Origin of the sequence: Pseudoclavibacter soli DSM 23366 (genome assembly GCF_000423505.1) — a bacterium.
Classification (GTDB): Bacteria; Actinomycetota; Actinomycetes; order Actinomycetales; family Microbacteriaceae; genus Pseudoclavibacter_A; species Pseudoclavibacter_A soli.
Map to the genome: position 1 here is coordinate 228,317 of NZ_AUIC01000004.1, position 26,694 is coordinate 255,010.

Annotated in this window: 20 protein-coding genes; 5 read left to right on the forward strand and 15 right to left on the reverse strand. The window is 66.0% G+C overall.

The annotated features are described in order from the left end of the window. Positions 1-6: 6 nt before the first annotated feature. The 6 genes from gatB to guaB1 all read right to left on the reverse strand — a co-directional run bounded on the left by gatB (position 7) and on the right by guaB1 (position 7,366). Positions 7-1,503 carry an Asp-tRNA(Asn)/Glu-tRNA(Gln) amidotransferase subunit GatB gene (gene gatB, locus G557_RS0103955; RefSeq protein WP_028245030.1) on the reverse strand — a complete coding sequence of 499 codons (1,497 nt, stop codon included), beginning with the start codon at positions 1,501-1,503 and terminating at the stop codon, positions 7-9. After that, positions 1,500-3,041: an Asp-tRNA(Asn)/Glu-tRNA(Gln) amidotransferase subunit GatA gene (gene gatA, locus G557_RS0103960; RefSeq protein ID WP_028245031.1), complete on the reverse strand. Its 1,542-nt coding sequence runs from the start codon at positions 3,039-3,041 to the stop codon at positions 1,500-1,502. Before gatA ends, gatB begins: the two co-directional genes overlap by 4 nt. A gap of 57 nt (positions 3,042-3,098) precedes the next feature. Next, entirely contained in the window at positions 3,099-3,395 is a 297-nt protein-coding gene (gene gatC, locus G557_RS0103965) for an Asp-tRNA(Asn)/Glu-tRNA(Gln) amidotransferase subunit GatC (protein WP_028245032.1), read from the reverse strand. 44 nt (positions 3,396-3,439) lie between these two features. Beyond that, positions 3,440-4,492, reverse strand: a complete 1,053-nt coding sequence (locus G557_RS0103970) for a hemolysin family protein (RefSeq protein WP_028245033.1) — start codon at positions 4,490-4,492, stop codon at positions 3,440-3,442. Continuing rightward, the gene (locus G557_RS11585; protein WP_036961087.1) at positions 4,492-5,856 is read right to left on the reverse strand and encodes a hemolysin family protein; all 1,365 of its coding nucleotides are present in this window, start codon (positions 5,854-5,856) and stop codon (positions 4,492-4,494) included. The genes G557_RS0103970 and G557_RS11585 overlap by 1 nt, the downstream gene beginning before the upstream one ends. Before the next feature lie 70 nt (positions 5,857-5,926). Next, positions 5,927-7,366 carry a GMP reductase gene (gene guaB1, locus G557_RS0103980; protein ID WP_028245034.1) on the reverse strand — a complete coding sequence of 480 codons (1,440 nt, stop codon included), beginning with the start codon at positions 7,364-7,366 and terminating at the stop codon, positions 5,927-5,929. A gap of 125 nt (positions 7,367-7,491) precedes the next feature. Here guaB1 and G557_RS0103985 point away from each other — a divergent pair, with 125 nt between their 5' ends. Beyond that, positions 7,492-11,334, forward strand: a complete 3,843-nt coding sequence (locus tag G557_RS0103985) for a multifunctional oxoglutarate decarboxylase/oxoglutarate dehydrogenase thiamine pyrophosphate-binding subunit/dihydrolipoyllysine-residue succinyltransferase subunit (RefSeq protein ID WP_084626985.1) — start codon at positions 7,492-7,494, stop codon at positions 11,332-11,334. 169 nt (positions 11,335-11,503) lie between these two features. Here the strand turns inward: G557_RS0103985 and G557_RS0103990 are convergent, their stop codons facing one another. Together G557_RS0103990 and G557_RS11590 are read right to left on the reverse strand one after the other, a co-directional pair. Next, the gene (locus tag G557_RS0103990; RefSeq protein WP_028245036.1) at positions 11,504-11,743 is read right to left on the reverse strand and encodes a hypothetical protein; all 240 of its coding nucleotides are present in this window, start codon (positions 11,741-11,743) and stop codon (positions 11,504-11,506) included. A gap of 1 nt (position 11,744) precedes the next feature. Then, complete coding sequence (locus G557_RS11590; RefSeq protein ID WP_051224482.1) at positions 11,745-12,401, reverse strand: sigma-70 family RNA polymerase sigma factor; 657 nt, start codon at positions 12,399-12,401, stop codon at positions 11,745-11,747. A 102-nt stretch (positions 12,402-12,503) separates the two neighbouring features. On the opposite strand from G557_RS11590, the gene aroA reads away from it, so the two are divergent. The 4 genes from aroA to G557_RS11600 all read left to right on the forward strand — a co-directional run bounded on the left by aroA (position 12,504) and on the right by G557_RS11600 (position 17,112). Then, on the forward strand, positions 12,504-13,871 hold the full coding sequence (aroA, locus tag G557_RS11595; RefSeq protein WP_051224485.1) for a 3-phosphoshikimate 1-carboxyvinyltransferase: 1,368 nt from the start codon (positions 12,504-12,506) through the stop codon (positions 13,869-13,871). Then, entirely contained in the window at positions 13,868-14,923 is a 1,056-nt protein-coding gene (gene rsgA, locus G557_RS0104005; RefSeq protein WP_245542764.1) for a ribosome small subunit-dependent GTPase A, read from the forward strand. The genes aroA and rsgA overlap by 4 nt, the downstream gene beginning before the upstream one ends. Positions 14,924-14,958: 35 nt before the next feature. After that, positions 14,959-15,765 (forward strand): inositol monophosphatase family protein, encoded by an 807-nt coding sequence (locus tag G557_RS0104010; protein ID WP_028245038.1) that lies wholly within the window; start codon positions 14,959-14,961, stop codon positions 15,763-15,765. A gap of 135 nt (positions 15,766-15,900) precedes the next feature. Then, the gene (locus G557_RS11600; RefSeq protein WP_036961097.1) at positions 15,901-17,112 is read left to right on the forward strand and encodes a DUF4192 family protein; all 1,212 of its coding nucleotides are present in this window, start codon (positions 15,901-15,903) and stop codon (positions 17,110-17,112) included. On the opposite strand, the gene G557_RS0104020 is transcribed toward G557_RS11600, so the two are convergent. The 7 genes from G557_RS0104020 to G557_RS0104050 all read right to left on the reverse strand — a co-directional run bounded on the left by G557_RS0104020 (position 17,102) and on the right by G557_RS0104050 (position 26,585). Continuing rightward, complete coding sequence (locus tag G557_RS0104020) at positions 17,102-17,965, reverse strand: NAD(P)H-hydrate dehydratase (protein ID WP_028245039.1); 864 nt, start codon at positions 17,963-17,965, stop codon at positions 17,102-17,104. The genes G557_RS11600 and G557_RS0104020 overlap by 11 nt on opposite strands. A gap of 2 nt (positions 17,966-17,967) precedes the next feature. Next, positions 17,968-19,311 (reverse strand): M18 family aminopeptidase, encoded by a 1,344-nt coding sequence (locus G557_RS0104025; protein ID WP_028245040.1) that lies wholly within the window; start codon positions 19,309-19,311, stop codon positions 17,968-17,970. Between the two features lie 11 nt (positions 19,312-19,322). Further along, complete coding sequence (ligA, locus tag G557_RS11605; RefSeq protein ID WP_051224488.1) at positions 19,323-21,605, reverse strand: NAD-dependent DNA ligase LigA; 2,283 nt, start codon at positions 21,603-21,605, stop codon at positions 19,323-19,325. 5 nt (positions 21,606-21,610) lie between these two features. Then, a complete protein-coding gene (mnmA, locus tag G557_RS0104035; protein ID WP_028245041.1) occupies positions 21,611-22,717 on the reverse strand; it encodes a tRNA 2-thiouridine(34) synthase MnmA in 1,107 nt (368 codons plus the stop codon). An 82-nt stretch (positions 22,718-22,799) separates the two neighbouring features. After that, on the reverse strand, positions 22,800-23,987 hold the full coding sequence (locus G557_RS0104040) for a cysteine desulfurase family protein (RefSeq protein ID WP_028245042.1): 1,188 nt from the start codon (positions 23,985-23,987) through the stop codon (positions 22,800-22,802). Positions 23,988-23,997: 10 nt separating this feature from the next. Continuing rightward, positions 23,998-24,867 carry a tetratricopeptide repeat protein gene (locus G557_RS11610; RefSeq protein ID WP_051224490.1) on the reverse strand — a complete coding sequence of 290 codons (870 nt, stop codon included), beginning with the start codon at positions 24,865-24,867 and terminating at the stop codon, positions 23,998-24,000. Then, positions 24,864-26,585, reverse strand: a complete 1,722-nt coding sequence (locus G557_RS0104050) for a DUF8094 domain-containing protein (protein ID WP_028245043.1) — start codon at positions 26,583-26,585, stop codon at positions 24,864-24,866. Before G557_RS0104050 ends, G557_RS11610 begins: the two co-directional genes overlap by 4 nt. Between the last annotated feature and the right edge of the window lie 109 nt (positions 26,586-26,694).

Genomic DNA, 26,694 nt, shown 5'->3' on the forward strand with positions numbered 1-26,694 from the left:
CCGGCCTTACTGCGCGGCGCGTTCGAGCACCAGCTCGCGCACGCGAGCGGCGTCGGCCTTGCCGTGCATGGCCTTCATGACCGCGCCGATGATGGCACCGGCTGCCTGCACCTTGCCATCACGAATCTTGGCCAGCACATCGGGCTGAGCAGCAAGTGCCTCGTCGATTGCAGCAACCAGAGCCGAATCGTCTGACACCACCGCCAGGCCACGGGCCTCGACAACAGCCCGGGGCTCACCCTCACCGGCGAGCACGCCCTCGATTACCTGGCGCGCCAGGCGGTCGGTCAGCGTGCCCTCGGTCACGAGTGACTCGATCTCGGCGACCTGCGCCGGCGTGATCGACAACTCAGCCGGGCCGATCTGCTGGGCGTTGGCGACGCGGCTGAGCTCGCCCGTCCACCATTTGCGCGCAGCTGCGGGGCTGGCACCGGCGGCAACGGTCTGCTCGACGGCATCGAGCAGATCGGCGTTGATCACGTCTTGGAACTCGAGATCGGAGAACCCCCAGTCGGCCTTGAGGCGACGGCGACGCAGCACCGGAGACTCGGGCAGCGTGGCGGCCAGCTCGGCCACCCGCTCGCGGCTGGTCACCACCGGTAGCAGATCGGGCTCGGGCATGTAGCGGTAGTCGTCGGCGTCTGACTTGGGTCGGCCGGCGCTGGTGCGACCGGCGTCTTCTTGCCAGTGGCGGGTTTCTTGGGTGATGCTGCCGCCATTTTTCAGGATGGCCGCCTGGCGTTGAATTTCATAGCGCACGGCGCGCTCAACCGACCGCAGCGAGTTGATGTTCTTGGTCTCGGTGCGGGTGCCGAGCTTGGCCTGGCCGTGCGGGCGCAGCGAGATGTTCGCGTCACAGCGGATGCTGCCCTGATCCATGCGGGCGTCGGAGATGCCGAGCGCCTTGACGATCTCGCGGATGGCCGCCACGTAGTCACGACCGACCTCAGGCGCACGAGCGCCGGTGCCCTCGATAGGCTTGGTGACGATTTCGACCAGCGGCACGCCGGCGCGGTTGTAGTCGACCAGCGACGAGGTGGCGTCTTGGATGCGCCCCGAGCCGCCCTGGTGGGTGAGCTTGCCGGCGTCTTCCTCCATGTGCGCGCGCTCGATGGGCACGTGCACCACGGTGCCGTCTTCGAGCTCGACCTCGACCGAGCCTTCGAAGGCGATCGGCTCGTCGTACTGCGAGATCTGGTAGGCCTTGGGCAGGTCTGGGTAGAAGTAGTGCTTGCGCGAGAAGCGGCACACCTCGGCGATCTCGCAGCCGAGCGCGAGGCCCAGGCGGATGCTGTCGGTGATCGCCTGCTCGTTGACCGTCGGCAGGGTGCCGGGCAGGCCGAGGCACAGCGGAGTGATGTTGGTGTTGGGGCCGTCGCCGAACGAGTTGGGCGCCCAGCTGAACATTTTGGTCTTGGTGTTCAGCTCGACGTGCACCTCGAAGCCCAGCACGGGCTCGAACAGTTCAATGGCCTCGTCGTAGTCAAGCAGTTCGGCACTCATCGTGCGCCTCCTTCTGCAGCGGCGGCCTGCGGCAGCGCCGGTGCCTGTTCAATGAGCTGGCCACCCCAACGCTGCTCGAGCAGAGCCTCGAGTGCGGCGCCGAACTCGTAGAGTCGAGCGTCTTCGAACGCCGGAGCGAAGGTCTGCAGGCCCACCGGCAGCCCGTCTTCGGGTGCCAGGCCAATGGGCTGGCTGAGTGCAGGAATGCCGGCCAGGTTGGCGGGAATGGTCGTGATGTCGCCCAAGTACATCGCCAGCGGGTCGTCGAGCTTCTCGCCGAGCTTGTATGCCGTGGTCGGCGCGGTGGGTGAGATGAGCACGTCGACCTGGTTGAAGGCCGCCTCGAAGTCGCGCTGAATCAGGGTGCGCACCTTCTGAGCCTTGCCATAGAACTGGTCGTAGTAGCCGGCGCTCAGCGCGTAGGTGCCGAGAATGATGCGGCGTTTGACCTCATCGCCGAAGCCCGCCTCACGAGTGGCGGCCATCATGTTCTCAACGTCGGGCTGCTCGCCCTCGGCAAAGGCCCGCAGACCGTAGCGCACACCGTCGAAGCGAGCCAAGTTGCTCGATGCCTCGGCAGGCAGAATCAGGTAGTAGGCGGCCACTGCGTAGTCGAAGTGCGGTGCCGAAACCTCAGTGACCTCGGCCCCTTCGGCAGTGAGCAACTCGACCACCTCGGCGAAGCGCTGACGCACGCCAGCCTGGAAGCCCTCGCGGTTGAGCTCTTTCAGAACGCCCACGCGCAGCCCCTTGAGTCGACCGCCGGCGCGACCAAGCCGTGCAGCATCGGCGAACGAAGGCCACTCGGTGGTCAGGCTGGTGGAGTCTTTCGGGTCGTGCCCCTTGATGACATCGTGAATGAGCGCGGTGTCGAGCACGTTGCGAGCCACCGGGCCAATCTGGTCAAGCGACGAGGCCAAGGCGATCGCCCCCCAGCGTGAGACGCCGCCATACGTGGGCTTGACGCCAACCGTGCCGGTGACGGCTGCGGGCTGACGGATCGAGCCGCCCGTGTCGCTGCCGGTGGCCAGCGGAGCCTCGAAGGCTGCCACGGCCGCAGCCGAGCCGCCGCCCGAACCACCCGGAATACGGTCGGTGCTCCACGGGTTGTGCGTGGGGCCATATGCCGAGTGCTCGGTCGACGAGCCCATGGCGAACTCGTCCATGTTGGTCTTGCCCAGCAGCACAAGGTCATTGGCGCGCAGGCGCTCGACCACGGTCGAGTCGTAGGGCGGCACCCAGCCCTCGAGGATGCGCGAGCCCGAGGTGGTGGGCTGGTCTTTGGTGGTCAGCACGTCTTTGACGGCCACCGGCACGCCGGCGAGCTCAGACAGCTGCTCGCCTGCGGCCCGACGACGGTCGACGTCGGCTGCGGCGGCCAGTGCGGCCTCGCCATTGACGTGCAGGAAGGCATGAATGTCACCCTCGACAGCGGCGATGCGGTCGAGGTGCGCCTGCGTGGCCTCGACCGAGCTCACCTCGCCGCTGGTGATCGCGGTGGCGAGCTCTGCGGCTCGCAGTCTGGTCAGATCTGTCATCGTTTTTCTGGACTCTCTCAGTCAGTGAGTAAAAGGTGCGTGCACAGCGGCGAGCGCTCAGCCTTCGCCAAGAATCGAAGGCACGCGGAACGAGTTGCCCGAGCGGTCGGGTGCATCGGCGAGGGCCTCATCTGGAGTGAGGGTCTCGCCCACCACGTCGGGGCGGAACACATTGGTCAGCGGGATCGGATGGCTGGTGGCCGGTACATCTGGGGTGGCGACCTCGTTCACCGCCTCGACCGCATGCAGAATCTGCCCCAGCTGCGGGGTCAGGTGTTCGAGCTCTTGTTCTGTGAGTGCGATGCGAGCCAGGCTCGCCAGATGCGCGACCTCGTCGCGGGTGATCTCTGCCATGCGCCCTAGTCTAGCGAACCGCTCTGGCCATCGCCGGGCAACACTCAGTGCTGTTCTGGCGCCTCACGCTGCGTGCCGTCGTGCACCTCACCCACCAGCACCTCGATGATGTCTTCAAAAAACAACGCACCCGTGGTGTCTCCGTCGGCGTCGGCCACCCGAGCCACATGCGCACCCTGACGTTGCATCAGCGTCAGCGCATCTTCGAGCTCGGTGTCGAAGCCCACGCTGATCAGCGGGCGCAGCCGACCGGCCGGTATGGGCCGGTCGTGCTGGTCGCTCGGCAGATCGAGCACGTCTTTCAGGTGCACATAGCCCAGCAGCTCGCCCGAGGCATCAGCCACCAGGTATCGAGAAAACCCGTATTCTGCCACGGCGTCTTCGAGATCGTCTGGAGTGCTGGGCGCAGCCAACGTGCGCAGATCGGCCAACGGCACCGCGACATCCTGCGCAGTCTTCTCGGTGAACTCAAACGTGTTGCCCAACGTGCCAGCGCGATCGGCGAGGGTGCCCTCTTTGGTCGATTCGGCCACGATAGAGGCGACCTGATCAAGGGTGAACGCCGTGCTGGCCGCGTGCTCGGGCTTGACTCCGAACATCAGCAGCACCAGGTCGGCGCCCTTGTTCAGCAGCCAAATCACCGGCTTGAAGATCTTGTCAAAGCCGACCAGCGGGGGCGCGAGCAGCAGCACAGCGCGATCAGGCACCGAGAAGGCGATGTTCTTCGGCACCATCTCGCCGAACACCACGTGCAAGAACGACACCAGCACGAGCGTGATCACGAAGGCGGCCACTGAGGTGATCGCGTCGTTCAGCCCCAGCCAGTGCAGCGGGTATTCGAGCAGATGGTGGATGGCCGGCTCTGAGACGTTCAGAATCAGCAGTGAGCAGATGGTGATGCCCAGCTGCGTGGCGGCCAGCATGAGCGTGGCATGTTCCATCGCCCAAAGCGCGGTGCGGGCACGCTTGTTGCCTGCTTCGGCCAGTGGTTCGATCTGCGAGCGCTTGGCGGCGATCACGGCGAACTCGGCACCCACGAAGAAGGCGTTGCCGGCCAGCAGCACGACCAGCCAGATCAGCCCGGCGAAGTCACCCATCAGCGCTCACCTCCTTCGGTCGCGGCACCGTCATCGGTGGCGATACGATGCTCCGCGATCTCGAGCACGTCGGCAGGGGTGAAACGCACCCGGTCGACGCGGCGGCCGTCCATGCGCACCACCACGAAGGAGCCCACGCCCGGCTCGTCAAACCGGTCGCCGACCTCGGGTACGCGACCCAGGCGATCCATCACGAAGCCGCCGAGCGTGTCGTAGGCGCCGTCTTCGGGAATCTCGACGCCAGCCTGATCGACCAGCTCGTCGGGGCGCAGCAGACCAGGCAGCAGCCACTGACCGCCACGCAGCCGCACCACTCCGACGCGCAGGCGGTCGTGTTCGTCGGCCACCTCGCCCACGATCTCTTCGACCAGGTCTTCGAGGGTGACGATGCCAGCCACGCCACCGTACTCGTCGACGACCACTGCCATCTGCAGACTGCGGCCGCGCAGCTCGCCCAACAGGGTGTCGAGCGGCATGGTCTCGGGCACCTTTGCGATGTCAACCATCAGCTGGCGCACCGTGGTACCAGACCGCTGGGCGCGCGCAATGCCCACGGCCTGTTTGACGTGCACCAGACCGACGATGTCGTCAGAGTCAGTGCCGGTGACCGGAAAGCGGGAGAACCCGGTGCGCCGGGTCAGCGCGATCACGTCGAGCGCCGTGTCGTCGGCCGCCACATCGGTGACTCGGGGCCGGGGCGTCATCACGTCGCCGGCGGTGAGTTCAGAGAAGTCGAGCGTTTTGGTGAGCAGGGTCGCGGTCTGCGAGTCGAGGCTGCCGGCCAGTGCCGCGCGTTTGACCAGCGACGAGAGTTCTTCGGCGCTGCGGGCAGAAGACAGCTCTTCTTGCGGTTCGATGCCGAAGCGGTGCAGCACCAGGTTGCTGGTGTCGTTGAGCAGCAGCACCACCGGCTTGAACACCGTGGTGAACACCAACTGCGGCGGCACCACCAGTTTGGCCACGGGCAGCGGCCTGGCCAACGCGAAGTTCTTGGGCACCAGCTCGCCGATCAGCATCGAGAGCACGGTGGCCACGACAACCGCGATGATGCTGGCGACTGTGGTCGCCCACGGTTCGGGCAGGTGAATGTACTCGAACAGCGGGGCCATGAAGGATGACAGCGCAGGTTCGAGGGTATAGCCGGCCAACAGCGTGGTCAGGGTGATGCCCAGCTGCGCACTCGAGAGATGGGTGGAGGTGTGCTTCAGCGCACCGATGATGCGCTTGAGCCCCTTCTCACCCCGCTGCTGCCGCGACTCAAGTTCGGCTCGATCGATGTTGACGAGGCTGAATTCGGCGGCGACGAAGATGCCAGTGCCGAAGGTGAGCAGCAGACCGATGCCCAACAGAATGAAATCGTTCACAGGTGGTGGCCCTCACAGGGTGTGGTGAGGGCCCGGATACTCGGCGCGGGGTCGTCCATGGTCATCGATGCTACCAGCTCTCGGGCAGCGCACGCCCCTCCTCATAGCCGGCAGCCGACTGAATGCCGACCGTCGCCCGCTCGCGGAACTCGGCCAGGGTGCCGGCGCCGGCGTAGGTGGCGGCAGAGCGCACCCCAGCGGTGATCTGATCGAGGATGTCTTCGGCCGACGGCGTCAACGGATCGATGTAGAGCTTGGAGTCGGAGATGCCCTCAGAGAAGATGGCCTTGCGCGCCTGCTCGAGCGGGCTCAGTTTTGCGAAGCGCCCGGCCACGGCCTTCGACGAGGCCATGCCGTAGTTGCGCTTGAAGAGCCGGCCACTCGCATCGCGCTCCACCTCGCCCGGCGACTCGACGGTGCCGGCCAGCCACGAGCCGATCATCACCGCATTGGCACCGGCCGCGAGTGCGAGCGCGACGTCGCGGGGGTACCGCACCCCGCCATCCGCCCAGACGCCTGCACCAATTTCACGGGCGGTGCGGGCCGCTTCGAGCACTGCCGAGAACTGCGGTCGCCCGACGGCAGTCATCATGCGAGTGGTGCACATGGCACCGGGCCCCACGCCGACCTTGACCAGGTTCGCCCCGGACGACACGAGATCTTCAACGCCCTGGGCAGTGACCACGTTGCCGGCGACGACCGCGTGATCGTCAGAGACCTCGCGCACCTGGCGCAGCGCATCGAGCATCTGGTGCTGGTGGCCGTGGGCAGTGTCGACGACGAGCACGTCGACACCGGCCTCGATGAGTCGGTGCGCGCGCCCGGCCACGTCGCCGTTGATGCCGATTGCCGCCGCCACACGCAGACGCCCCTGCGCGTCAAGGTTCGGGGTGTAGACAGTCGAGCGCATCGCCTGCTTCTGGCTGACGGTGCCGAGCACCTGATCGCCATCAAGCACGGCCGCAACCTCGATATCGGCCTCATGCAGGCGGTTGAACAGGGTGGCGTTGTCAGGCACCTCAGACAGCTGCAGCACAGGTTGGTCACCATGCACCAGATCGCCCAGGCGGGCATCGTCGAGCGACCGCGCGAGCACCCGGGCGGGCAGCACGCCCACGAGCTCGCCGCCCTCGCGCTGCACGACGAAGGCGTGGCCTTCAGCAGGCGGCAGGATGCGCCGGGCCTCGGCCACCGTCAGATCGGGGTCGACCACAAATGGCGACTGAAACCGGGGAGACCGCTGCTTGACCCACTGCGCCGAGGCCACCAAGGCATCGTCATCGAGGTCTTGGGGCAGCACGCCGAGCCCGCCGCGGCGTGCCATGGCTGCGGCCAGTCGAGGCCCGGTCACGGCGTTCATGTTCGCCGAGACAATGGGCATGGTCATGCCGGTGACGTCGCCGGTGGCCAGATCGACGCGCAGTCGAGAGCCGACCTCGGAGCTATTTGGCACGAGAAAGACATCGGAATACGTCAGATCGTATTGAGGAGTCGCATCGTAGAAACGCATACCTTTCACGGTACTGCATGAGGCCTGCGACACCTGTCGGAGAACTCGGGCAATGTGGTCACAGGCCCTTTTCAGAACCGTTAGGCTGTTTCGAGTCGACATTTCGATGAAGAGAGGCGATCGTCTTGGCCACCAATGGATCAGACTCGTTCGACCCCCAGTCGTTCGGGGCGAATGAATGGCTCGTGGAGCAGGTTTACGAGCAGTATCTGAAAGACCCCAACAGTGTAGAGAAGGAGTGGCTGCCCGTCATCGAGCGCTACCAGGCCTCAGCCGGTGGTTCCACTCCCGCCGCAGCTACCACGCCCGCGGCATCGACCAGCGCTGCCCCTGCCGCCGCTGCGGCCAGCGACGAGGCAAACGCTGACGGCGATCTGCACTCCACCCCACACGTGGGTCCAGTGCCTCCGGTGCGTGGCGATCTGCCCACTGCCTCTCCCCTGCCGACGGCATCCATTCCGATCGTCGGCGACCTGCCCGTCGCCAAAACGACCAATTTCGCACCAGCGCCCACGCCCATCCCGGCTGATCGCAACACCCAACTGGCCGAGCCGGTGCCACCGGCACCCGTCGACGAGACACTGCAGCCCACGGTGACCCCGCTGCGCGGCCTGCCCAAGACGCTCGCGCGCAACATGGACGAGTCGCTCACCGTGCCCACCGCCACCAGCGTGCGGTCTATTCCGGCGAAGGTGCTCATCGACAACCGCATCGTGATCAACAACCACCTCAAACGCTCACTCGGTGGCAAGGTGTCGTTCACCCAGATCATCGGCTGGGCTCTGGTGCAGGCGCTCAAGCAGTTCCCCAGCCAGAACGTCTACTACGACGTGATCGACGGCAAGCCCTCAGTCGTCGCTCCCGCGCACATCAATCTCGGCATCGCGGTCGACGTGCCCAAGAAAGACGGCACCCGTGCACTGCTGGTGCCCGGCATCAAACATGCCGAGACACTCGACTTCGAGCAATTCCTGACCGCATACGACGAAATCGTCGACAAGGCTCGCAACAACAAGCTGACCGCCGACGACTTCGCCGGTGTCACCATCTCGCTGACCAACCCCGGCGGCATCGGCACCGTGCACTCGGTGCCCCGTCTGATGAAGGGCCAGGGCACCATCATCGGCGCCGGCGCCCTCAACTACCCCGCCGAGTACCAGGGCGCCAGCGCGTACACGCTCGCCAAGCTGGGCGTCTCGAAGGTCATCACTCTGACCTCCACCTACGATCACCGCGTGATCCAGGGTGCTGGCTCGGGTGAGTTCCTGAAGATCGTGCACGAGCTGCTGCTCGGCCAGCGCGGCTTCTACGACGACATCTTCGAATCGCTGCGTCTGCCCTACGAGCCGGTGCGCTGGGTGCCCGACATCTCGGTCAACCCTTCAGACGAGGTCGACAAGGCCGCTCGCGTTCAGCAGCTGATTCATGCGTATCGTGTGCGTGGCCATCTGATCGCCAATATCGATCCGCTTGAGTACCACCAGCGCAAGCATCCTGACCTCGACATTCTCAATCACGGCCTGACCCACTGGGATCTCGACCGCGAGTTCGTCACCGGTGGCATCACTGGCCGGCGCACCAACACACTGCGCAACATCCTCGGGCAGCTGCGCGACAGCTACTGCCGCACGGTGGGCGTCGAATACATGCACATTCAAGACCCCGAACAGCGCCAGTGGCTGCAAGACGAGCTGGAGAAGCCCTACGCAAAGCCCGGGCACGACACGCAGCTGCACATTCTCGGCAAGCTCAATCAGGCCGAGGCGTTCGAGACCTTCCTGCAGACGAAGTTCGTCGGCCAGAAGCGCTTCTCGCTCGAGGGCAGTGAATCGCTGATCGCGCTGCTCGACGAGGTGCTGCAGCGTGCCGCCGCCGACGACCTCGACGAGGTCGGCATCGGCATGGCCCACCGTGGCCGTCTCAACGTGCTCACCAACATCGCCGGCAAAACCTACGGCCAGGTGTTCCGCGAGTTCGAGGGCACCCAGCCCACCCAGACCGGCTCAGGCGACGTCAAGTACCACCTCGGCACCGAGGGGGTGTTCGACGCCGCCGACGGTCGCAAGATCAAGGTGTATCTCGCCGCCAACCCCTCACACCTCGAGGTGGTCAACACAGTGCTCGAGGGCATTGTGCGCGCCAAGCAAGACGCGAAGCCCGAGAAGAGCTTCAGCGTGCTGCCCGTGCTGGTGCACGGTGACGCGGCCTTCGCTGGTCAGGGCTCGGTCTACGAGACCCTGCAGATGTCGCAGCTGCGCGGCTACCGCACCGGCGGCACCATCCACGTCATCGTCAACAACCAGATCGGCTTCACAACCAAGCCCTACGACGCCCGCACCTCGGTGTACCCCACCGATGTGGGTCGCACCATTCAGGCGCCGATCTTCCATGTCAACGGCGACGACCCCGAGGCCGTCGTACGCGTTGCCGATCTGGCCTACCGCTACCGCCAGCACTTCCACGTCGACGTGCTCATCGACCTCGTCTCGTACCGCCGCCGCGGCCACAACGAGGGCGACGACCCGTCGATGACTCAGCCGCTGATGTACGGCATCATCGAGTCCAAGCGCTCTGTGCGCGCTCTCTACACCGAGGCCTTGGTCGGCCGCGGCGACATCACCCAAGAGGAGTACGACAAGGCTCACGCCGACTTCCACGCCGAGCTCGAACGTGCATTCGCCGAGACGCATGCCGCGCAGGCCGAGCCGAGCCAGGCGGCAGGTGGGTCGAGAGACCGTGCCGTGGCCGACATCCAGCTGCCTGAAGCACAGCAGCACGAAGCCGCCGCCGCCGAGCTGGCCTCGTCGCAGCGGTCCACGAGTATTCCGCAGGCGCTCGTCGAGCGCATCGGTGACGCCCACGTGGCCATCCCCGAGGGCTTCACGGTGCATCCCAAGCTGCTGCGTGTGCTCAAGAAGCGCCAGGAGATGTCGCGCAACGGTCACATCGACTGGGCGTTCGGCGAGCTGCTGGCCTTCGGATCGCTGCTGGTGCAGGGTGTACCGGTGCGCTTCACCGGCCAAGACAGCAGACGTGGCACGTTCGTGCAGCGACACGCGGTACTGCACGACCAGAAGAACGGCCAAGAGTGGTTCCCGCTGCTCAACCTCGCCAATGAGCAGGCCAAATTCTGGATCTACGACTCACTGCTCAGCGAGTTTGCCGTGATGGCCTTCGAATACGGCTACTCGGTCGAGAACACCAAGGCGCTGACGCTCTGGGAGGGTCAGTTCGGTGACTTCGCCAACGGTGCTCAGACCGTCATCGACGAGTTCATCAGCTCGGCCGAACAGAAGTGGGCGCAGCGCTCCGGCCTCGTGCTGCTGCTGCCCCACGGCTACGAGGGTCAGGGCCCCGACCACTCGTCGGCGCGCATCGAGCGGTACCTGACGCTCGCGGCTGAGAACAACCTGATCATCGCCGAGCCGTCGAACCCCGCCTCGCACTTCCACCTGCTGCGGCGTCAGGCCTTTACCCGCCCCCAGCACCCGCTGGTGGTGGTCACTCCCAAGTCGATGTTGCGTCTGAAGACTGCCGTGAGCCCGGTCGAAGACTTCACACACGGCCAGTTCGAGCCGGTGCTCGACGAGAGCCGCACCATCGACAAGTCGGGTGTGCGCAAGGTCGTGCTGGTCGCCGGCAAACTCTACTGGGAGCTGCTCGGCGAACTCGAGAAGTCGGGCGACACCTCGGTGGCGCTGGTTCGTCTCGAGCAGTACTACCCGCTGCCTGCTGAACAGCTGCTCAGCGTGCTGGGTTCGTATCCGGCCGATGCCGAGCTGGTCTGGGCGCAAGACGAGCCCGAGAACCAGGGTGCCTGGCCGTTCTTGGCCATACATCTGCGCCAGGTGCTCGGTGACCGCCAGCTGAATGTGGTCTCCCGCCCCGAGGCCGCTTCACCGGCCACTGGCTCGCAGAAGCGCCACAAGCAAGAGCAGGCTGATCTGGTGGCAGCAGCTATCGGCTGATCGTCACAGTGATCACGAGGCCCGTCGGCTCACCAGCCGGCGGGCTTCGCTGTGTCTGGAGTGCAGCACACAAATTCCGCAGGGCCGACGCAATAATGCCAGCAGTGCACCGGGGCGTCGTGCAGACATTGCGTCGCGCCCAGCCGCCCGAGCTGCAGACGCTGAATGGTCAGCGCAGTTCGCGCAGCCGAGCCAGCACGAGCGCCTTCAGCTGCTCTGGGGCACGCTCGCGGCAGCCGCGGATGACCACCTGGCGCAGCACCGACTCAAGCTGGGCGTCGCTGATCTCGCCGAACTCTTCGGCAGTGCTGGCGGGGTTGACCGTCAGCTCTGCCTGCACAGAGGTCTCGACGATCTCGTAGACCTCAACACACTCGGGCTCGACCTGGTCGTCGAAGTGCTCGCTCATGTCAGCCCCGCTTTCTGAGCTTGGCCGCCGGTTCGGGCTGAGGTTTGCCGGCATACTCTGCCAACGCCTTGCGCAAGAGTTTGCGGCCTCGATGCAGCCGAGACATCACGGTGCCGATCGGGGTCTTCATGATGTCGGCGATCTCTTGGTACGAGAACCCCTCGACATCAGCCAACAGCACCGCGAGCCGAAAGTCTTCGGGCAGATCTTGCAGCGCCTGCTTGACCTGCGAATCGGGCATGCGATCGAGAGCCTCGATCTCAGCCGAGCGAGCCGTGGTCGCCGTGGTGGATTCGGCCGCGCCAATCTGCCACTCTTCGAGCGCGTCGATGCTCTCGGTGCCCTTGGTGCGCTGCTTCTTGCGATAGGTGTTGATGTAGGTGTTGGTCAGGATGCGGTACATCCAGGCTTTGAGATTTGTGCCCTGCGTAAATGAGTCGAAGGCCTGAAAAGCCTTGGCATAGGTCTCTTGCACCAAATCTTGTGCGTCTGCGGGGTTGCGCGTCATGCGCATGGCCACACCGTAAAGCTGATCGATCAGCGGCAGCGCCTGCTGCTCGAACAGGTCGCGTTTCGCGTCTGCGGCGCGCTCAACCGCCGCGGGCTCGTGGGGAGCCTGCTCCGCGGAGGGCGTGCGCTCGGGGTCGACGTCTGTCATCGCAGTCAAGTCTACCGACCCAGTGTCGCCCGGGCGGGGCGGGCACAGTGTGCAGCCAGAACTCATGTTCGCCTCCCTTGCAGCCGATACACTTAACAACCGATGCTGATCCGACGCTATTCCTCAGACCACGACGGTTCGAATGCGCAGGGCGACGACCGCCCAGCCTGGGTCGCCCCCACCGTCGAGGCACCCGTGCGCGGCCGAGTCGTGGTGCCGGGCTCCAAGTCTCTGACCAACCGCGAGCTGCTGCTCTCTGCGCTGGCCGATTCTCCCTCGCTGCTGCGCGCACCGCTGCATTCGCGCGACAGTGCGCTGATGACGGATGCCCTGCGCCAGTTGGGTGCCACGGTCACCCCGGTCGGCGAGCACGCCGAAGATCTGCAGATCGATCCGATTGACGACGTGCACGGCAGCGTCTCGATCGACTGCGGCCTCGCCGGCACCGTGATGCGCTTCGTGCCGCCGGTCGCAGCACTCGCGACCGGGCCAGTCAGTTTCGACGGCGACCCGCACGCCCGGCTGCGCCCAATGCGCCCGGTGATCGAGGCGCTGCGCCAGCTCGGTGTTGACATCGCCGATGACGGTCGCGGTGCCCTGCCGTTTACGGTACACGGGGCCGGCCGCGTTGCCGGTGGCCATGTGCGCATCGATGCCTCGGGCTCAAGTCAGTTCATCTCGGCCCTGCTGCTGGCGGCACCACGCTTCGACGATGTCACCGTCATCGAACACGTCGGCGATACCCTGCCGAGTCTGCCGCACATCGAGATGACCGTGGCCACCCTGCATGAGCGTGGGGTGCGCGTCGAGCGCACCGGTGACACCCAATGGACCATTTGGCCGGGCCCCATCGCCGGCCGCGACATCCGGCTCGAACCCGACCTGTCGAACGCAGCGCCATTTCTGGCTGCGGCGCTGGTCACCGGCGGCGAAGTCACCATCGACGGCTGGCCGGAGCACACCACACAGGTCGGCGCACTGCTGCCCGAGCTGCTGGCCGCGTTCGGCGCCGAGAGCAGCTTCGACGGCGGCGACCTGACCCTGCATGGCACGGGTGCGCTGCACGGCGCCGACCTCGATCTCTCCGCCGCCGGCGAGCTCGCCCCGACCCTCGCCGCAGTGGCCGCCCTAACCGACTCCCCCACCACTCTGCGCGGCATCGCGCATCTGCGCGGGCACGAGACCGACCGTCTCGCGGCGCTCGAGAGCGACATCAACGGCCTCGGCGGCAACGTGAGCCAAACCGCCGACGGCCTGGTCATCCACCCGGCCGAACTGCACGGCGGCAGCTGGCGGGCATTCGCCGACCACCGCATGGCTACCGCCGGCGCGATCATCGGTCTGCGCATACCCGGTGTCGAGATCGACGACATCGATTCGACCGGCAAGACCCTGCCCGATTTCCCCGGCATGTGGGCGCGCCTGCTGCGCCCGGCCAACAGCACCATGAGCTGGAGCCTGCCCGAGTGATCAGCCCAGCCGACGACGAACGCGACGCAGCGAGCCTGCGCACCCGGGCATCCGACTGGGAAGACTGGGACGAGTCAGCGGTGCGCACCCGGCCGAACCCCAAGGCCAACCGCCCACGCAGCAAGCGCCGCCCGGCTCACGATGATGCGCAGGAGGCACTGGTCACCGCAGTCGATCGCGGCCGGTACCAGCTGCACGTGTTGGGCTCTGGAGCAGCCGTCACCGCCGCGCGAGCTCGTGAGCTGCGCCGCACCCAGATCGTCACCGGCGACCGGGTGTCGGCAGTGGGTGATCTCAGCGGGGCCGAGGGCAGTCTGGCCCGCATCGTGAGCGTGCTGCCCCGCACCACCGTGCTGCGCCGTTCGGCCGACGACACCGACACCTTCGAGCGCATCGTGGTGGCCAATGCCGATCGCCTGCTGATCGTGGTCGCAGCAGCCGAGCCAGAACCCAGCCTGGGATTCATCGACCGCTGCATCGTGGCTGCGCTCGACGCCGGCATCGAACCTGTCGTTGTGGTCACCAAAACCGACTTGGCATCGTCGCAGCTGGTGCGCGATCATCTCTCGGCGCTCGAGGTGCGAGTAATCGACAGCAGCTTGGCGCATCCTGCCGCCGAAGCTGTGCGCGAGGTCACCCTCGACCATGTCGCGGTGCTGGTGGGACACTCTGGCGTGGGCAAGTCGACGCTGCTGAACGCTGTGGCCCCCGAAGCCGGGCGCGCCACCGGGCACGTCAACGCGGTCACCGGGCGGGGCCGACACACCTCGTCTTCGGCGCTGGCCATCGCCGTGCACGCCGCAGCGAACGACCGCACCGGCTGGCTGATCGACACCCCCGGTGTGCGCTCGTTCGGGCTGGGGCACGTGCAGGCCGATCACATTTTCACGGCTTTTCCTGATCTGGTCGAGCTGGTGCCGCTGGTCGAACGCACTCCCCTGGCCGAGCTCGACGCCGACGCTTTGGCCCAGCGCGTCGCCCCCGAGCTGCATGCCCGCGTGGCATCGCTCGTGCGTATGCTGCGCAATGCCGCCCAACGCGCGCAGTACTGAGCCAGCCGCACCCGCCCGGCGACTACGCTGGAGGCATGTCGTTCTCTCTGTCTGAAGACCTCGCTTTCGCCCGTTCGCTGGCCGACGCCGCTGACGCGGTGACCACCGCGCGATTTCGGGTCGACGATCTCGACGTCAATCGCAAGGCCGACGACTCTGAGGTCACCGACGCCGACTTGGCCTGTGAACGTCAACTGCGCGAGCTGATCGCGGCGGCACGCCCTGATGACACGGTCTACGGCGAGGAGTACGGCGGTCAGCGCGAACCCGGCCGCGCCTGGATCGTCGACCCCATCGACGGCACCGGCAACTACTTTCGCGGCGTACCGATTTACGCCACACTGATCGCTCTCGTCGTTGACGGTGTGCCGGTGGTCGGCGTGGTCAGCGCACCGCTGCTGGCCCGCCGATGGTGGGCTGCCACTGGCCTCGGGGCGTTCGGCGCGTTCAACGGATCGGCGCCCCGGGCGCTTCACGTGTCGGCCACCGAACGCCTCGCCGACGGCTTCGTCAGCGTGGGCAGTCTGCGCGATCAATGGGATCTCACCGGCGACGGCGACGCTGCCCTGCGCCTGATGCGCCTGGCACATCGCTCGCGCATGCTCGGCGACTTTCTGCCGTACATGTTGGTGGCCGACGGGTCGGTCGACGCTGTGGCCGAACCTGATCTCAAACCGTATGACATGGCCGCGCTCGTGCCCATCGTCACTGAGGCCGGGGGCCGATTCACCGACTTCGCAGGTGAACCCACCATCTGGACCGGTACAGCCATCGCCAGCAACGGCGTGCTGCACGACGAAGTGCGCTCGGTCATCCGCGGGCAGGATGCCCCACTCGCCTGATCGGTGACCCTGCGTCGACATTCGCCGCAGGATGCGGCATGGGCAAGTTTTCCACAGGCGCAGATTGCAGGCTGATCTGTCCACAGGCACCCGTTTTCGGTGGTGGCTGGGTGCTCTCGCCATCAGACTCGGGGCATGAACACCTCTGCACACACCGTCCTTCGCCCGTCATCTTCTCAGCAATTTCTGGCTTTAGTGCCCGCGCTCTGCGGTTTTCTGCCCAAGAACAGCATCGTTGTCGTGATGTTCGCCACCGACCCGCACACTCGTCGGCAGCGCAGTCGCGGCACGTTTCGCGTCGACCTGCCCAAAACGCACACGCCTCGAGAGTGCGCCAATCTGATCGATGGGCTCACCACTCTGCTACGCCGCCTCGACAACGTCGAAGCCGTGGCACCGGTCATCTACACCGATCACCGCTTCGCCGATCAGCCACAGTCAAGCATTCCCTGGCGGGGGCTGTGGCCGTCGTTGCAGAGCCGACTGCGCGGCATCGGGCTGATCGTCACCGATATGTGCTGCGTGGCTGCCGACGGCTGGGCCAGTTACCTTGATGACGACGTGCCACCCGGTGGGCGTCCGCTGAGTGACATCGATCACGATCCGCTGCGCTTCGAGGCGCAGATGACCCTCAACGAGCCGCTGACCGATCTCGACGAGGTCGCCACGCTGCCCGCACCTGACCCCGATCTCGTGACCCGGCTCGAGTCAGACCTCGACCAAGCGCTGCAGCCATATCAATCGGCTCGCACCATCAGTGACGTGCTCGGCACGCCCAACGACCCCACGTCTGTCGCTGAGTCTGTCGAATCGGCAGCAGCATTGGCTCATTCCAATGCCGGTGATGTGGCAGACGATGCCAAGCGCCAGCGTCGCCTCAGCGACGATGTGCTGCTTGCTGCGGCGATGCAGGTCGGCATCGTGCGAGAACTGGTACTGATCCACGCGGCTTTCGGCTCGCAGCTGTCTCGCTTGGTGATCGAATGTGCAGTTGGGTTGCAGCTGCCGCTGCCGCCCGTGAGCGCCACCTCTACTCCGCTCGAGCGAGAGTCTCCCGTTCGGGTGTGCGCGCCCATCATCAGGGGCGAGGTGGTGGTCGTGCCGCAACGAGAGCACCTCCATAAGCTGATCGACCGGCTACGGCCGATCTGCGCTGCTCTGCCTCCCGAGCTGCGCTGCGGGCCACAGGCGGCACTCGCCTGGCTCTATTGGGCGCTGGGCCTCACCAGCGTCGCTTGGGCGCATATTGGCCAAGCACGTGAACTCGATCCCGATCATCACCTGCTGACGTTGATCGCCCAGCAGTGTGAACGCGGAGCGCTGCCCAGCTGGGCGGCTAAGCCCTGAGGTCAGCTCGGCTCGCCGCTTCGGTCAGGGCAAACGGAATCGCCTGCGCCAGCTGCACCGGGGTGAACGGATGCGGCGTGTGTCGCCCCGCTTGCCCGTGCAACCATGCACCTGTGGCAGCGGCATCGATCAGCAGATCAGCGGTTGGTGTATGGTCTGCTGCCAGCCCGGCCAGCACGGCACCGATCGCCCCGGTGAGCACATCGCCGGTGCCGGCAGTCGCATGCCACGGCGTGCCCGAGTGCACGGCGACTGTGCGCGTTCCGTCGCTGATCAGCGTCTGTGCCCCCTTGAGCAACACCACCGAGTGAGTCGCCGCCGCGAGATCACGCACAGCGCCGACACGGTCGGTCTGCAGTCGATCGGCAGACGCATCGACGTCGAAGCGAGCAGCAGTGCGGGCAAACTCACCAGCATGCGGGGTGAGCACCCAATGGTGCGCATTGGCCGTCACCGTGGCGGGCTCGACCAGAGCCAACGCTCCGGCGTCAACGACCGCGGGCCGAACGTCATCGTTGAGCATGGTGCGCGCCTGCTGCAGCGTCTGTGCACTGGCCTGTGCCACGTCGATGCCCGAGCCGATCGCCCAAGCGTCAGTGCGCCCGGCCGTGACCACGGTCTCGGGGGCACGGGCGAGCACGACGTCACACACCGCTCGATCACCCAGATAGCGCAGCATACCCAATCCGGTGTGCAGCGCCCCCAGCGAGCTGAGCACTGCTGCCCCCGGAAACGTCGCCGAGCCGGTCAGCAGCCCCAACACGCCACGTGAGTATTTATGATCGTCGGCCTTCGGCCAGCGATACGTGCGCGCAACATCCCCCGCGCCCCAGGTGTGCACATCGTGCCCCATGATCACTCCTGCCCTTCGACAAAGAACGCCGCGATGATGCGCGAGAATGCCTGCAGATCGCCCAGGTGCACGAGCTCTCGCGCTGAGTGCATCGACAGCAGCCCCACACCGACGTCGAGGGTGCGCAACCCCAACCTCGTCGAGGCAATCGGCCCGATAGTCGAGCCGCACGGCACCGAGTTATTCGACACGAAGGTCTGCACGTCAACCCCGGCACGCTGGGCCAGGCCCGACCAGAGGGCCGCACCCGCGCCATCCGTCGCGTAGCGCTGCTGCGCGTTGACCTTCAGCAGCGGCCCCCGACCAGGCTGCGGCTGATGCTCTGGATCGTGGCGCTGTGCGTAGTTCGGATGCACCAAGTGACCAGCGTCGGCAGAGATCAGCCAAGAGTCGGCCTGCGCCCGCAGCCGCTGCTCGTCGGTGGCGCCAAGCGCCGTCTGCAGCCGCTCGAGCACCTCTTCGAGCAACGGCCCACCGGCACCGGTTCGCGTCTGCGACCCGACTTCTTCGTGATCGAATGCGGCGAAGACGATCACTGGTGCGGCTTTTGGTGCGGCAGCATCGGCAGCGGGTGCGACAAGCAGACGCTGGCCACGCGCACCGCCAGCCACCGCGGCCAGGGCCGCCATTCCGGCGTAGACCGAGGTGAGGTTGTCGAGCCGCCCCGCGGCCAACAGCTGCTCTTTTGAGCCAAGCAGCTGCGAGGGCTGTGTGTCGAAGAACATCAGGTCGTGGCCGGTCACCTCGCCTGGTTCGAGCCCAGCGCGCACGGCAAGGTAGTCGATCAGGTCGAGGTCGGGGTCATCGAACGAGGCACCGAGGATCGGCTCAGTGTGCTGCTGCCGGTCGAGAGCGACCCCGTCGTTGATCGATCGATCGAGGTGCACAGCGAGATTCGCAATGCGCGCCAGTGCACCCGTGCGCACCAAGTGCGCCTGGCCACTTCGGTCGAATACGCGTCCGGCGACACCCAAATCACGGTCGAGCCACGTGTTCAGAATCGGACCACCATAAACCTCGACTCCGCCAACTGTCCAGCCAGCTCGGGTATGCGTCGGCTGCGGCTTGAGTTTGAATCCCGGCGAGTCGGTGTGCGCGCCCAACACGTGGAGCGGCGAGGTGGGGCCAGCGGCGGCTGGCACCACCCAAGCGACCACTGCGCCATCGCGCACCAACACGTAACGGCCGGGCGCTTTGGGCCACTCGTCCCGTTCGTCGAGCTGCGCGAACCCGGCAGCGCGCAATCGTTGAGCCACCGCTGCCGCAGCATGATACGAAGTGGGCGACTGCGCCAAAAACGCTCGGAACCCGTCGCTGAAGGCCTCAAGGCCAGGTCGTGTGCTCACTTGCTGCTCCCTCACTGCTGTTGGCCGTCTGCTGCCGGGTCAGCCGACTGCGCGGCCACCTGAGCAACAACCCCCTGTGGGTCGGCGAGAAACTCTGCGAAGCGCTCGGCGGCCACCAGTGGCACACCCAGCTGCTCGGCTTTGGCGAGCTTCGAACCCGCACCGTCACCGTAGACCACGGCAAACGTCTTCTTCGACACGCTCGATGCCGCTTTCGCGCCAAGTGCGATGACTGCCTCCTGCGCAGATTCGCGTGTGTGGCCCGGCACTGTGCCTGTGACCACCACGCTGAGGCCTGCCAGCGGCTTCGGTACGTCGTCTGCAGCTGCCTCGGCGTCGCCCCACACCACGCCAGCCGAGGTCCAGCGGTCGATGATTTCTTGGTGCCAGTCGACGGTGAACCACTCGATCAGCGCCTCGGCGATTACTGGGCCCACCCCATCGACCTCGGCCAGCTGGGCGACATCTGCCGAGCGGATCGCCTCGAGCGAGCGGAAGGCCTGCGCCAGCGAACGCGCGGCCACCGGGCCGACATGGCGGATGTTCAATGCGACTAACAAGCGCCACAGCGGGCGAGTCTTCGCGGCCTCGATGTTGGCCAGCATCTTGTGGGCCAGTTCAGAGGGCACCGCGAACTCATCGCCGTCGAACGGCCCGTCGGGCACGTGCTCTGGGTCGTCTCGGCGGCGCAGCCGTCGGAAGGGCGTACGGATGTCGGGCTCGCCCTCGTCGGTGAGCTTCGGCAGACCAGTCTCAGGGTCGGTCACCTGCACACGCACCGGAAACAGGTCTGCCAACTGCAGATCGAACAGGCCGGCCTCGGTGGTCAGCGGAGGGTGTGCTGGTGCCAGCGGATGCGTCAAAGCCACCGCCGCGACCTCGCCCAGCCCTTCGATGTCGAGCCCTGCCCGCGAAGCCAGATGCTCGATGCGGCCGGCGACCTGTGCCGGGCACGAGCGCGTGTTCGGGCAGCGCACGTCGATCTCGCCGGGCTTCGAGGGTGCCAGCCTCGCCCCGCACTCTGGGCAGTGCTCGGGCATCACGAACGCCCGCTCGGTGCCGTCGCGCAGCTCAGTCACCGGCCCGAGGATCTCGGGAATGACATCGCCCGCTTTGCGCAGCACCACCGTGTCGCCGATCAGCACCCCTTTGGCCTTGACGATCTCTTGATTGTGCAGGGTTGCCTGCCGCACGGTCGAACCGGCCACGTGCACCGCTTCGACCACGGCATACGGCGTGACCCGGCCGGTGCGCCCGACCCCGACGCGAATGTCGAGCAGTTTCGTGTTGACCTGCTCTGGCGGGTATTTATAGGCCACTGCCCACCGCGGCGCGCGCGACGTGGCGCCGAGTTGCGAATGCAGTGCGAGCTCGTCGACCTTGACCACCACGCCGTCGATCTCATGCTCGATTTGCGCACGCTCGGCGCCGTTGCGATCGATGAATGCGTGCACTTGTTCGAGCGAATCGAGCACACGATTGTGCTTGGAGACCGGCAGACCCCACTCGGCGAACAGCTGATAGATCTCCGACTGCCGGCGCACCGGTGCATCTGGCCACGCTCCGAGCCCGTGCACCAGCATCGTCAGCGGCCGTTCGGCGGTGACCCGCGGGTCTTTCTGCCGCAACGAGCCGCTCGCCGCATTGCGGGGGTTCGCGAACGTCTTGCGCCCGGCATCCGCCAGACGCGTGTTCAGCGCATGAAAATCGGCGACGTTGAAGAACACCTCACCGCGAACTTCTACCACGTCAGGATGCCCGGTGCCGGCCAGCTCGAACGGCACGGCCGAAATCGTGCGCACGTTCTCTGTGACATCTTCGCCGACCACCCCATCGCCGCGGGTCGCCGCGCTGACCAGCCGGCCGTGTTCGTAGCGCAGGTTGATGGCCAGACCGTCGATCTTCAGCTCGGTCAGGTAGTGAAAATGGGTGTCGCCCAGAGCGCGCTGCGTGCGCAGCGCCCACCCATCGAGCTCTTCGATGCTGAAGACGTCGTCGAGGCTCAGCATGCGCTCGGCGTGCGTGACCGGAGCGAAACTCGACCGGTCTGCGGCTCCGCCTACGGTGAGCGTCGGCGAGTCTTGGCTCTGCAGATCGGGGTACTGTCGCTCCAGCGCGGCGAGGCGGTGCTGAAGATCGTCGTACTCTTCGTCGCTGACCAGTGAGGTGTTGCGCTCGTAGTAGGCGTCACGCAGCTCGAGAATGCGATCGGTCAGCTGCCTGACCTGCTCGGCAGCCTGGGCATGATCGAGGGGCACGGCCGCTGCGAGGTCGACGTCTGAGGAATCGGTCATGACGTCTATTGTGCCAGTGCTGGCTCGGCCGCGACGGTGCGGTCAATGGTGACCTGACCGAGCACGCGATCGCCGAGGTAGAGCACCGCAGACTGTCCCGGGGCCACACCAAGCAACGGATCGACCAGAGTGATCACCGTCTCGCCCTCGACGGCCCGCACATGCGCGGGCACGGGATCTCCGTGCGCGCGCACCTGCACCTCGACATCGAGCCCCTCGGCAACCTCAGCCGGAGGTGCCCCGCACCACGACTGTCTCGCGCCAACGATCTCACGCACGGCCAGCGCCTCTTTGGGGCCGACCACCACTTCGTGGGTGACGGGGCGCACCTCGAGCACATAGCGCGGGCGACCGTCAGGAGCTGGGCGGCCGATCGACAGACCACGCCGCTGCCCCACCGTATAGGTCTGGGCGCCCTGATGGTGCCCCAGCACGTTGCCCTCACGGTCGACGATCTCGCCCGGTGTGAGATCGACCTTCTCTGACAGCCACCCGGGGGTGTCTCCGTCTGAGATGAAGCAGATGTCATAGCTGTCTGGCTTGCTCGCCGTTTCGAGCCCGCGCCGCGCCGCCTCGGCTCGCACTAAGTCTTTCGAGGGGGTGTCACCCAGCGGAAACAGCGCATGATCGAGCTGCTCTCCGGTGAGCACCCCGAGCACGTACGACTGGTCTTTGGCCCACGCCGCCGCGCGATGCAGCTGCTTGCGCCCGTCGACGGTGACCACCTTGGCATAGTGCCCGGTGCACACCGCGTCGAACCCCAGCGCCAGGGCCTTCTCGAGCAGCGCTGCGAACTTGATGCGCTCATTGCAGCGCAGGCAGGGGTTCGGGGTGCGCCCGGCGGCATACTCCGCGATGAAGTCGTCGACCACGTCTTCTTTGAAGCGCTCTGAAAAATCCCACACGTAGAACGGGATGCCGAGGTGGGCACAGACCCGCTGCGCGTCGGAGGAATCTTCGATGGTGCAGCATCCGCGCGAACCAGTGCGCAGGGTACCGGGCATGCGCGACAGCGCCAAATGCACGCCGACCACCTCGTGCCCGGCCTCGACCATGCGCGCAGCCGCCACCGACGAGTCAACGCCGCCGCTCATCGCTGCAAGTACTCTCATGAATGCCGCCTGTTCATCGCCCCCAGTGTAGTCCGCACATCCCGAGCCGCACAGACCCCGAGCACACGATCTCGGGCACTGCTCAGAAATGCCTCGGCACGCGGGCGCTCATGCCCGCGGCATGTGCTCGCGCGTAGACCTCGGGCAGCACCTCGAGCACCCGATCGACGTCTGCCTCGGTGGTGGTTTCGCCGAGGCTGAACCGCAACGCCGAGCGCGCATCCTCTGCGCTGAAGCCCATCGCCTCGAGCACGTGGCTCGGCTGCGGCACACCTGCCGTGCAGGCAGAACCTGTCGAGGCGCTGACGCCGAACTGATCGAGCAGAAACAACAGCGAATCGCCCTCGCAGCCTGGAAACACCGCGTGGGCATTGGCTGGCAGATGCTCGGTGGCGTGCCCCGTGACCACGGCCTCGGGCACTGTCGCATGGATGCCCGACACCAGCCGGTCGCGCAGCTCGCGCAGGTGGGCGGCTCGCTCGGGCAGCCCGGCCATCGCGTGCTCAGCGGCAACGCCGAATGCGGCGATCGACGGTGCGTCGAGTGTGCCGCTGCGCACCTTGCGCTCTTGGCCCCCGCCATGCAGCAGTGGCACCGCCTGCTGTGTGCGCGTCAGCAGCAGAGCGCCGGTGCCGCCGGGCCCGCCGATTTTGTGCGCCGAGACGCTCAGTGCAGTGACGCCGGCGGCATGCATGTCGATCAGCACCTGGCCATAGGCCGACACGGCGTCGACGTGCACGGGGATCGATGCCGCCGCCGCGAGAGCGCAGACACGCTCAATCGGCTGCACAGTGCCCACCTCGTTATTGGCCCAGAGCACACTGATCAGCGCGATGCGTGCACCCTCACGAACGATTTCGCCCGCCAGCCAGTCGAGGTCGAGTCGGGCCTGATGATCGATCGGCGCCAAGCGCAATTCGGCGCCCTGTGCCTCGGCCAGCCAGCGAGCTGCCTCGAGCGACGCATGGTGTTCACCATCGGCGACGATCACGATCGGGCGCTGCCCACCGGCTGCTCTGGCCCAGTAGATGCCTTTGATGGCCTGGTTGATCGACTCTGTGCCGCCCGAGGTGAAAATGACCTCGGCAGGGTCGGCGCCGAGCGATGCGGCAACTTGACGCCGAGCGGTCTCGACAACGGCACGCACGCGCTGCCCTGCCGCGTGCACCGACGAAGGATTGCCCACGATCTGCGCAGCCTGCACATAGGCGTCGAGCGCGGCGGGCAGCATCGGCGCCGTGGCCGCATTGTCAAAATAGCCAGCGGTCATGAGCGCTGGCTCAGAACAGCAGATTGGCGAGGCGACGCCGGGCGTCGATCACGATCGGCTCGGTGGGCCCGGCCAGATCGAACAAGTCGATCAAACGCTTCTGCAGCGCGGCACGAGCGTCATCGTCGCTCCACAGTGCAGGGGCGAGCAGCGTGTCGAACGCCTGTTGCACTTCGCCTGCTGCCCAGTGGCGATCGGCGCTGTCGAGTGCCTGCTCAAGCGGGGTATCGCCGTGCGAGCCCTCGCCGAGCCGGCGCAGCAGCTGTGCCTGCAGCAGCCCCTGCCCGGCGATCTCGTCGCGTGGGCTGTCATTGAGGATGGCCTGGTACAGCTGCTCGGCACGCTCGGCATCGCCTGCGGTCAGGGCGTCTTCTGCCTCTTGCTGCTGCGGGGTGAGCGCAGGCTCGGCGTCATCGGCTGCGTTCGCGTCGTCAACCGGGATGACCTCGTTGACGCCCTGCTGCGCCGCGACCTGCAGCACCTGATCGAGCACCGGCGCGATCTGCGCCTCAGAGACATCGCCTTCGAACAGCGGCACCGGCTGACCGGCGATCACCGCGATGGTGGTCGGCAGCACCTGCACGCGAAAGGCCTGAGCGATCTGCGGATGCGCGCTGGCATCGACCAGAGCCAGCAGCAGTCGACCGCGATAGCCGTCGACCAGTCGAGTCAGCGCCTCGACATGGGCGAACGAGGTCGGCTCACCCGCAGTCAGCGCGAAGATGACCGGGGTTCGGCGCGACCGTTCAACCGCGGCCGGAAAGGTCTGTTCGTCGACGCTGATCCGCAGCAGCGAGCTCGTCGAGGCAGCAGCGCCGCCCGAAGAAAACTCGTCAAGTCGCACAGCGCCGTGCTCGGAGGGCACATGCTGATCCGTCATTCCAACTCCTTGATCGATGAAAGCACCCAGGAGAAGCCGACCAGCTGAATCTGCTGATCGCCAGACTTTGGCACGGTGAACGCCAGGCTCGTCGAGTAAGTGCGCTCAAGGCCCTTGCTCGTCTCAGATTTGCCCAGCACAGCCGCATCTTCTGCCGGGAGGTCTTTGATGACGCCGTTCGATTCTTTGGGCTTGATCGTCCAAGTCTCGTCGAGTGAGATGACAACGAGGCCATCGCCATCCGCTGTGGTCATCGCCACCGGATCACTCTGTCCCTGCCCATAGTTGACCGTCAGCGTGGCGTTGTCGGCAAAGCCCTCGGTGGCGTTCTGGTCAGCCACTGCCTGACGACGCTGTGCAATGAACTGGAACGAATCGTCGAGGTTGAACTTCGCGGCGTACGCAGAATCTGGGCCGTTTGCCAACACGTCGCCGAACTGCTCGCCCAACAGCTTGGGTGCGACGCTCAGCTGCGTGGTGTCATCACCGAGCACGTTGGAGCCGAGCACATCACTGGGCATGTCAGGCAGGGACGAAACGTGCGAGAGCACCGACAGCACTTTGTAATTCTCACGTGCGGTCGCCTGCTGCAGCACCATCAGGGTGGGTTGGGCATCATCTGCGGCGCCCTTGACGCCGACGATCACGGTGCGTGGAAAGTCGCTGCCGGTCTGTGGCAGAAACAGCGGCACCTGATCGGCAACGATCGGATCGATGGCCGTCTTGTCGGCGTACTTCGACTTCAGGTCGTAGTATCCGACGCGGCTGGCATACGCCTCGCCAGCGAATCGCTGCGAGAGTGTGTCAGCGCTCAGTGCTGCATCGGCGGTATCAGAGACGCTCACGATCTCACTGAGTATCGTCTGAAAGTGCGCTTTCGACACCGGCGGAGCCTCGACATCGGTCTCAGCGGGCGCCTGCGCGGTGTTCGTCGCCGAGACGATCGGCGAGGTGCTGGAGCAGCCCGTGAGCGCAACGGTGACGGCAACGGCCGCACCCACCGCCAATACCGACCGAATGGAGCCGCCATGGCGACGGCGGGTCTTCAGCTCCGACACGTCAGATCGATCGAGGCGGGCGCCTCGATGGCTGCGACGTCTTGGCCCACGGCGGTTGCTGATCACTTCGATCAGCAGCAGCACGAAGCCAGCGATCAGCAGCAGATACCCGGCCACAACCAGCGGGAACGCCCACGGGCGGGGATTCTCGTTGGGCCAGCTCACCGTGATCGCAGACGGGGCTGCGTCAGTGCCGTTGGAGGCAATGATCACCGAGGAGTTCGCTGAGGGCTCGGTCTGCAGCTGCAACTGATTCAGACCTGACTGTTCCTGAATCCACAGATCAGAGCCGACTGGATTGGGTGTGGTCGCCTCGCTGCCCTCAGATGACACGCTGAGATCGGCATCTGTTCCGGTGACATGGTTGGACTGCGCGTCGGCAACCCAGGCGTTCACGTCGTCAGTGGGAGCGACCGCCGCAAAAACCTCGGCCGGGCCGTCAACCGTGATGGTGGCCTTGCCGTCGTGCGCCTTCAGCGTGCCACCGTCGATGACGGTGATCGGCGCCGTGGCCGAACCACCGTTCTCAATCGAGACGGTCTGGGTGATCGTCGATGGTGCTCGCCAGAAAACCTGCTGCCCGAACCCTACGATCAGGGCGAGCGCAGACACGACGAAAAGCACCACTGCCGAATAGAATCGCAATGTCAGGCCCTCCATGTTCTCCATAAGACCCTAGAACATGTGCGTCTTGATTGGAAACCGTGGCCATTGGCGGCCGACGCAACATGTCTGCCCGCCCGGGTACAGTGGTTGCACACGTGAGAAA

Excerpts from the sequence above, each read along its gene's own strand:
- gatB (WP_028245030.1), bottom strand. The coding sequence starts at position 1,503 with ATGAGTGCCGAACTGCTTGACTACGACGAGGCCATTGAACTGTTCGAG.
- gatA (WP_028245031.1), bottom strand. The coding sequence starts at position 3,041 with ATGACAGATCTGACCAGACTGCGAGCCGCAGAGCTCGCCACCGCGATC.
- gatC (WP_028245032.1), bottom strand. The coding sequence starts at position 3,395 with ATGGCAGAGATCACCCGCGACGAGGTCGCGCATCTGGCGAGCCTGGCT.
- G557_RS0103970 (WP_028245033.1), bottom strand. The coding sequence starts at position 4,492 with ATGGGTGACTTCGCCGGGCTGATCTGGCTGGTCGTGCTGCTGGCCGGC.
- guaB1 (WP_028245034.1), bottom strand. The coding sequence starts at position 7,366 with ATGCGTTTCTACGATGCGACTCCTCAATACGATCTGACGTATTCCGAT.
- G557_RS0103990 (WP_028245036.1), bottom strand. The coding sequence starts at position 11,743 with ATGAGCGAGCACTTCGACGACCAGGTCGAGCCCGAGTGTGTTGAGGTC.
- G557_RS11590 (WP_051224482.1), bottom strand. The coding sequence starts at position 12,401 with ATGACAGACGTCGACCCCGAGCGCACGCCCTCCGCGGAGCAGGCTCCC.
- aroA (WP_051224485.1), top strand. The coding sequence starts at position 12,504 with ATGCTGATCCGACGCTATTCCTCAGACCACGACGGTTCGAATGCGCAG.
- G557_RS0104010 (WP_028245038.1), top strand. The coding sequence starts at position 14,959 with ATGTCGTTCTCTCTGTCTGAAGACCTCGCTTTCGCCCGTTCGCTGGCC.
- G557_RS11600 (WP_036961097.1), top strand. The coding sequence starts at position 15,901 with ATGAACACCTCTGCACACACCGTCCTTCGCCCGTCATCTTCTCAGCAA.
- G557_RS0104020 (WP_028245039.1), bottom strand. The coding sequence starts at position 17,965 with ATGGGGCACGATGTGCACACCTGGGGCGCGGGGGATGTTGCGCGCACG.
- ligA (WP_051224488.1), bottom strand. The coding sequence starts at position 21,605 with ATGACCGATTCCTCAGACGTCGACCTCGCAGCGGCCGTGCCCCTCGAT.
- mnmA (WP_028245041.1), bottom strand. The coding sequence starts at position 22,717 with ATGAGAGTACTTGCAGCGATGAGCGGCGGCGTTGACTCGTCGGTGGCG.
- G557_RS0104040 (WP_028245042.1), bottom strand. The coding sequence starts at position 23,987 with ATGACCGCTGGCTATTTTGACAATGCGGCCACGGCGCCGATGCTGCCC.
- G557_RS11610 (WP_051224490.1), bottom strand. The coding sequence starts at position 24,867 with ATGACGGATCAGCATGTGCCCTCCGAGCACGGCGCTGTGCGACTTGAC.
- G557_RS0104050 (WP_028245043.1), bottom strand. The coding sequence starts at position 26,585 with ATGGAGGGCCTGACATTGCGATTCTATTCGGCAGTGGTGCTTTTCGTC.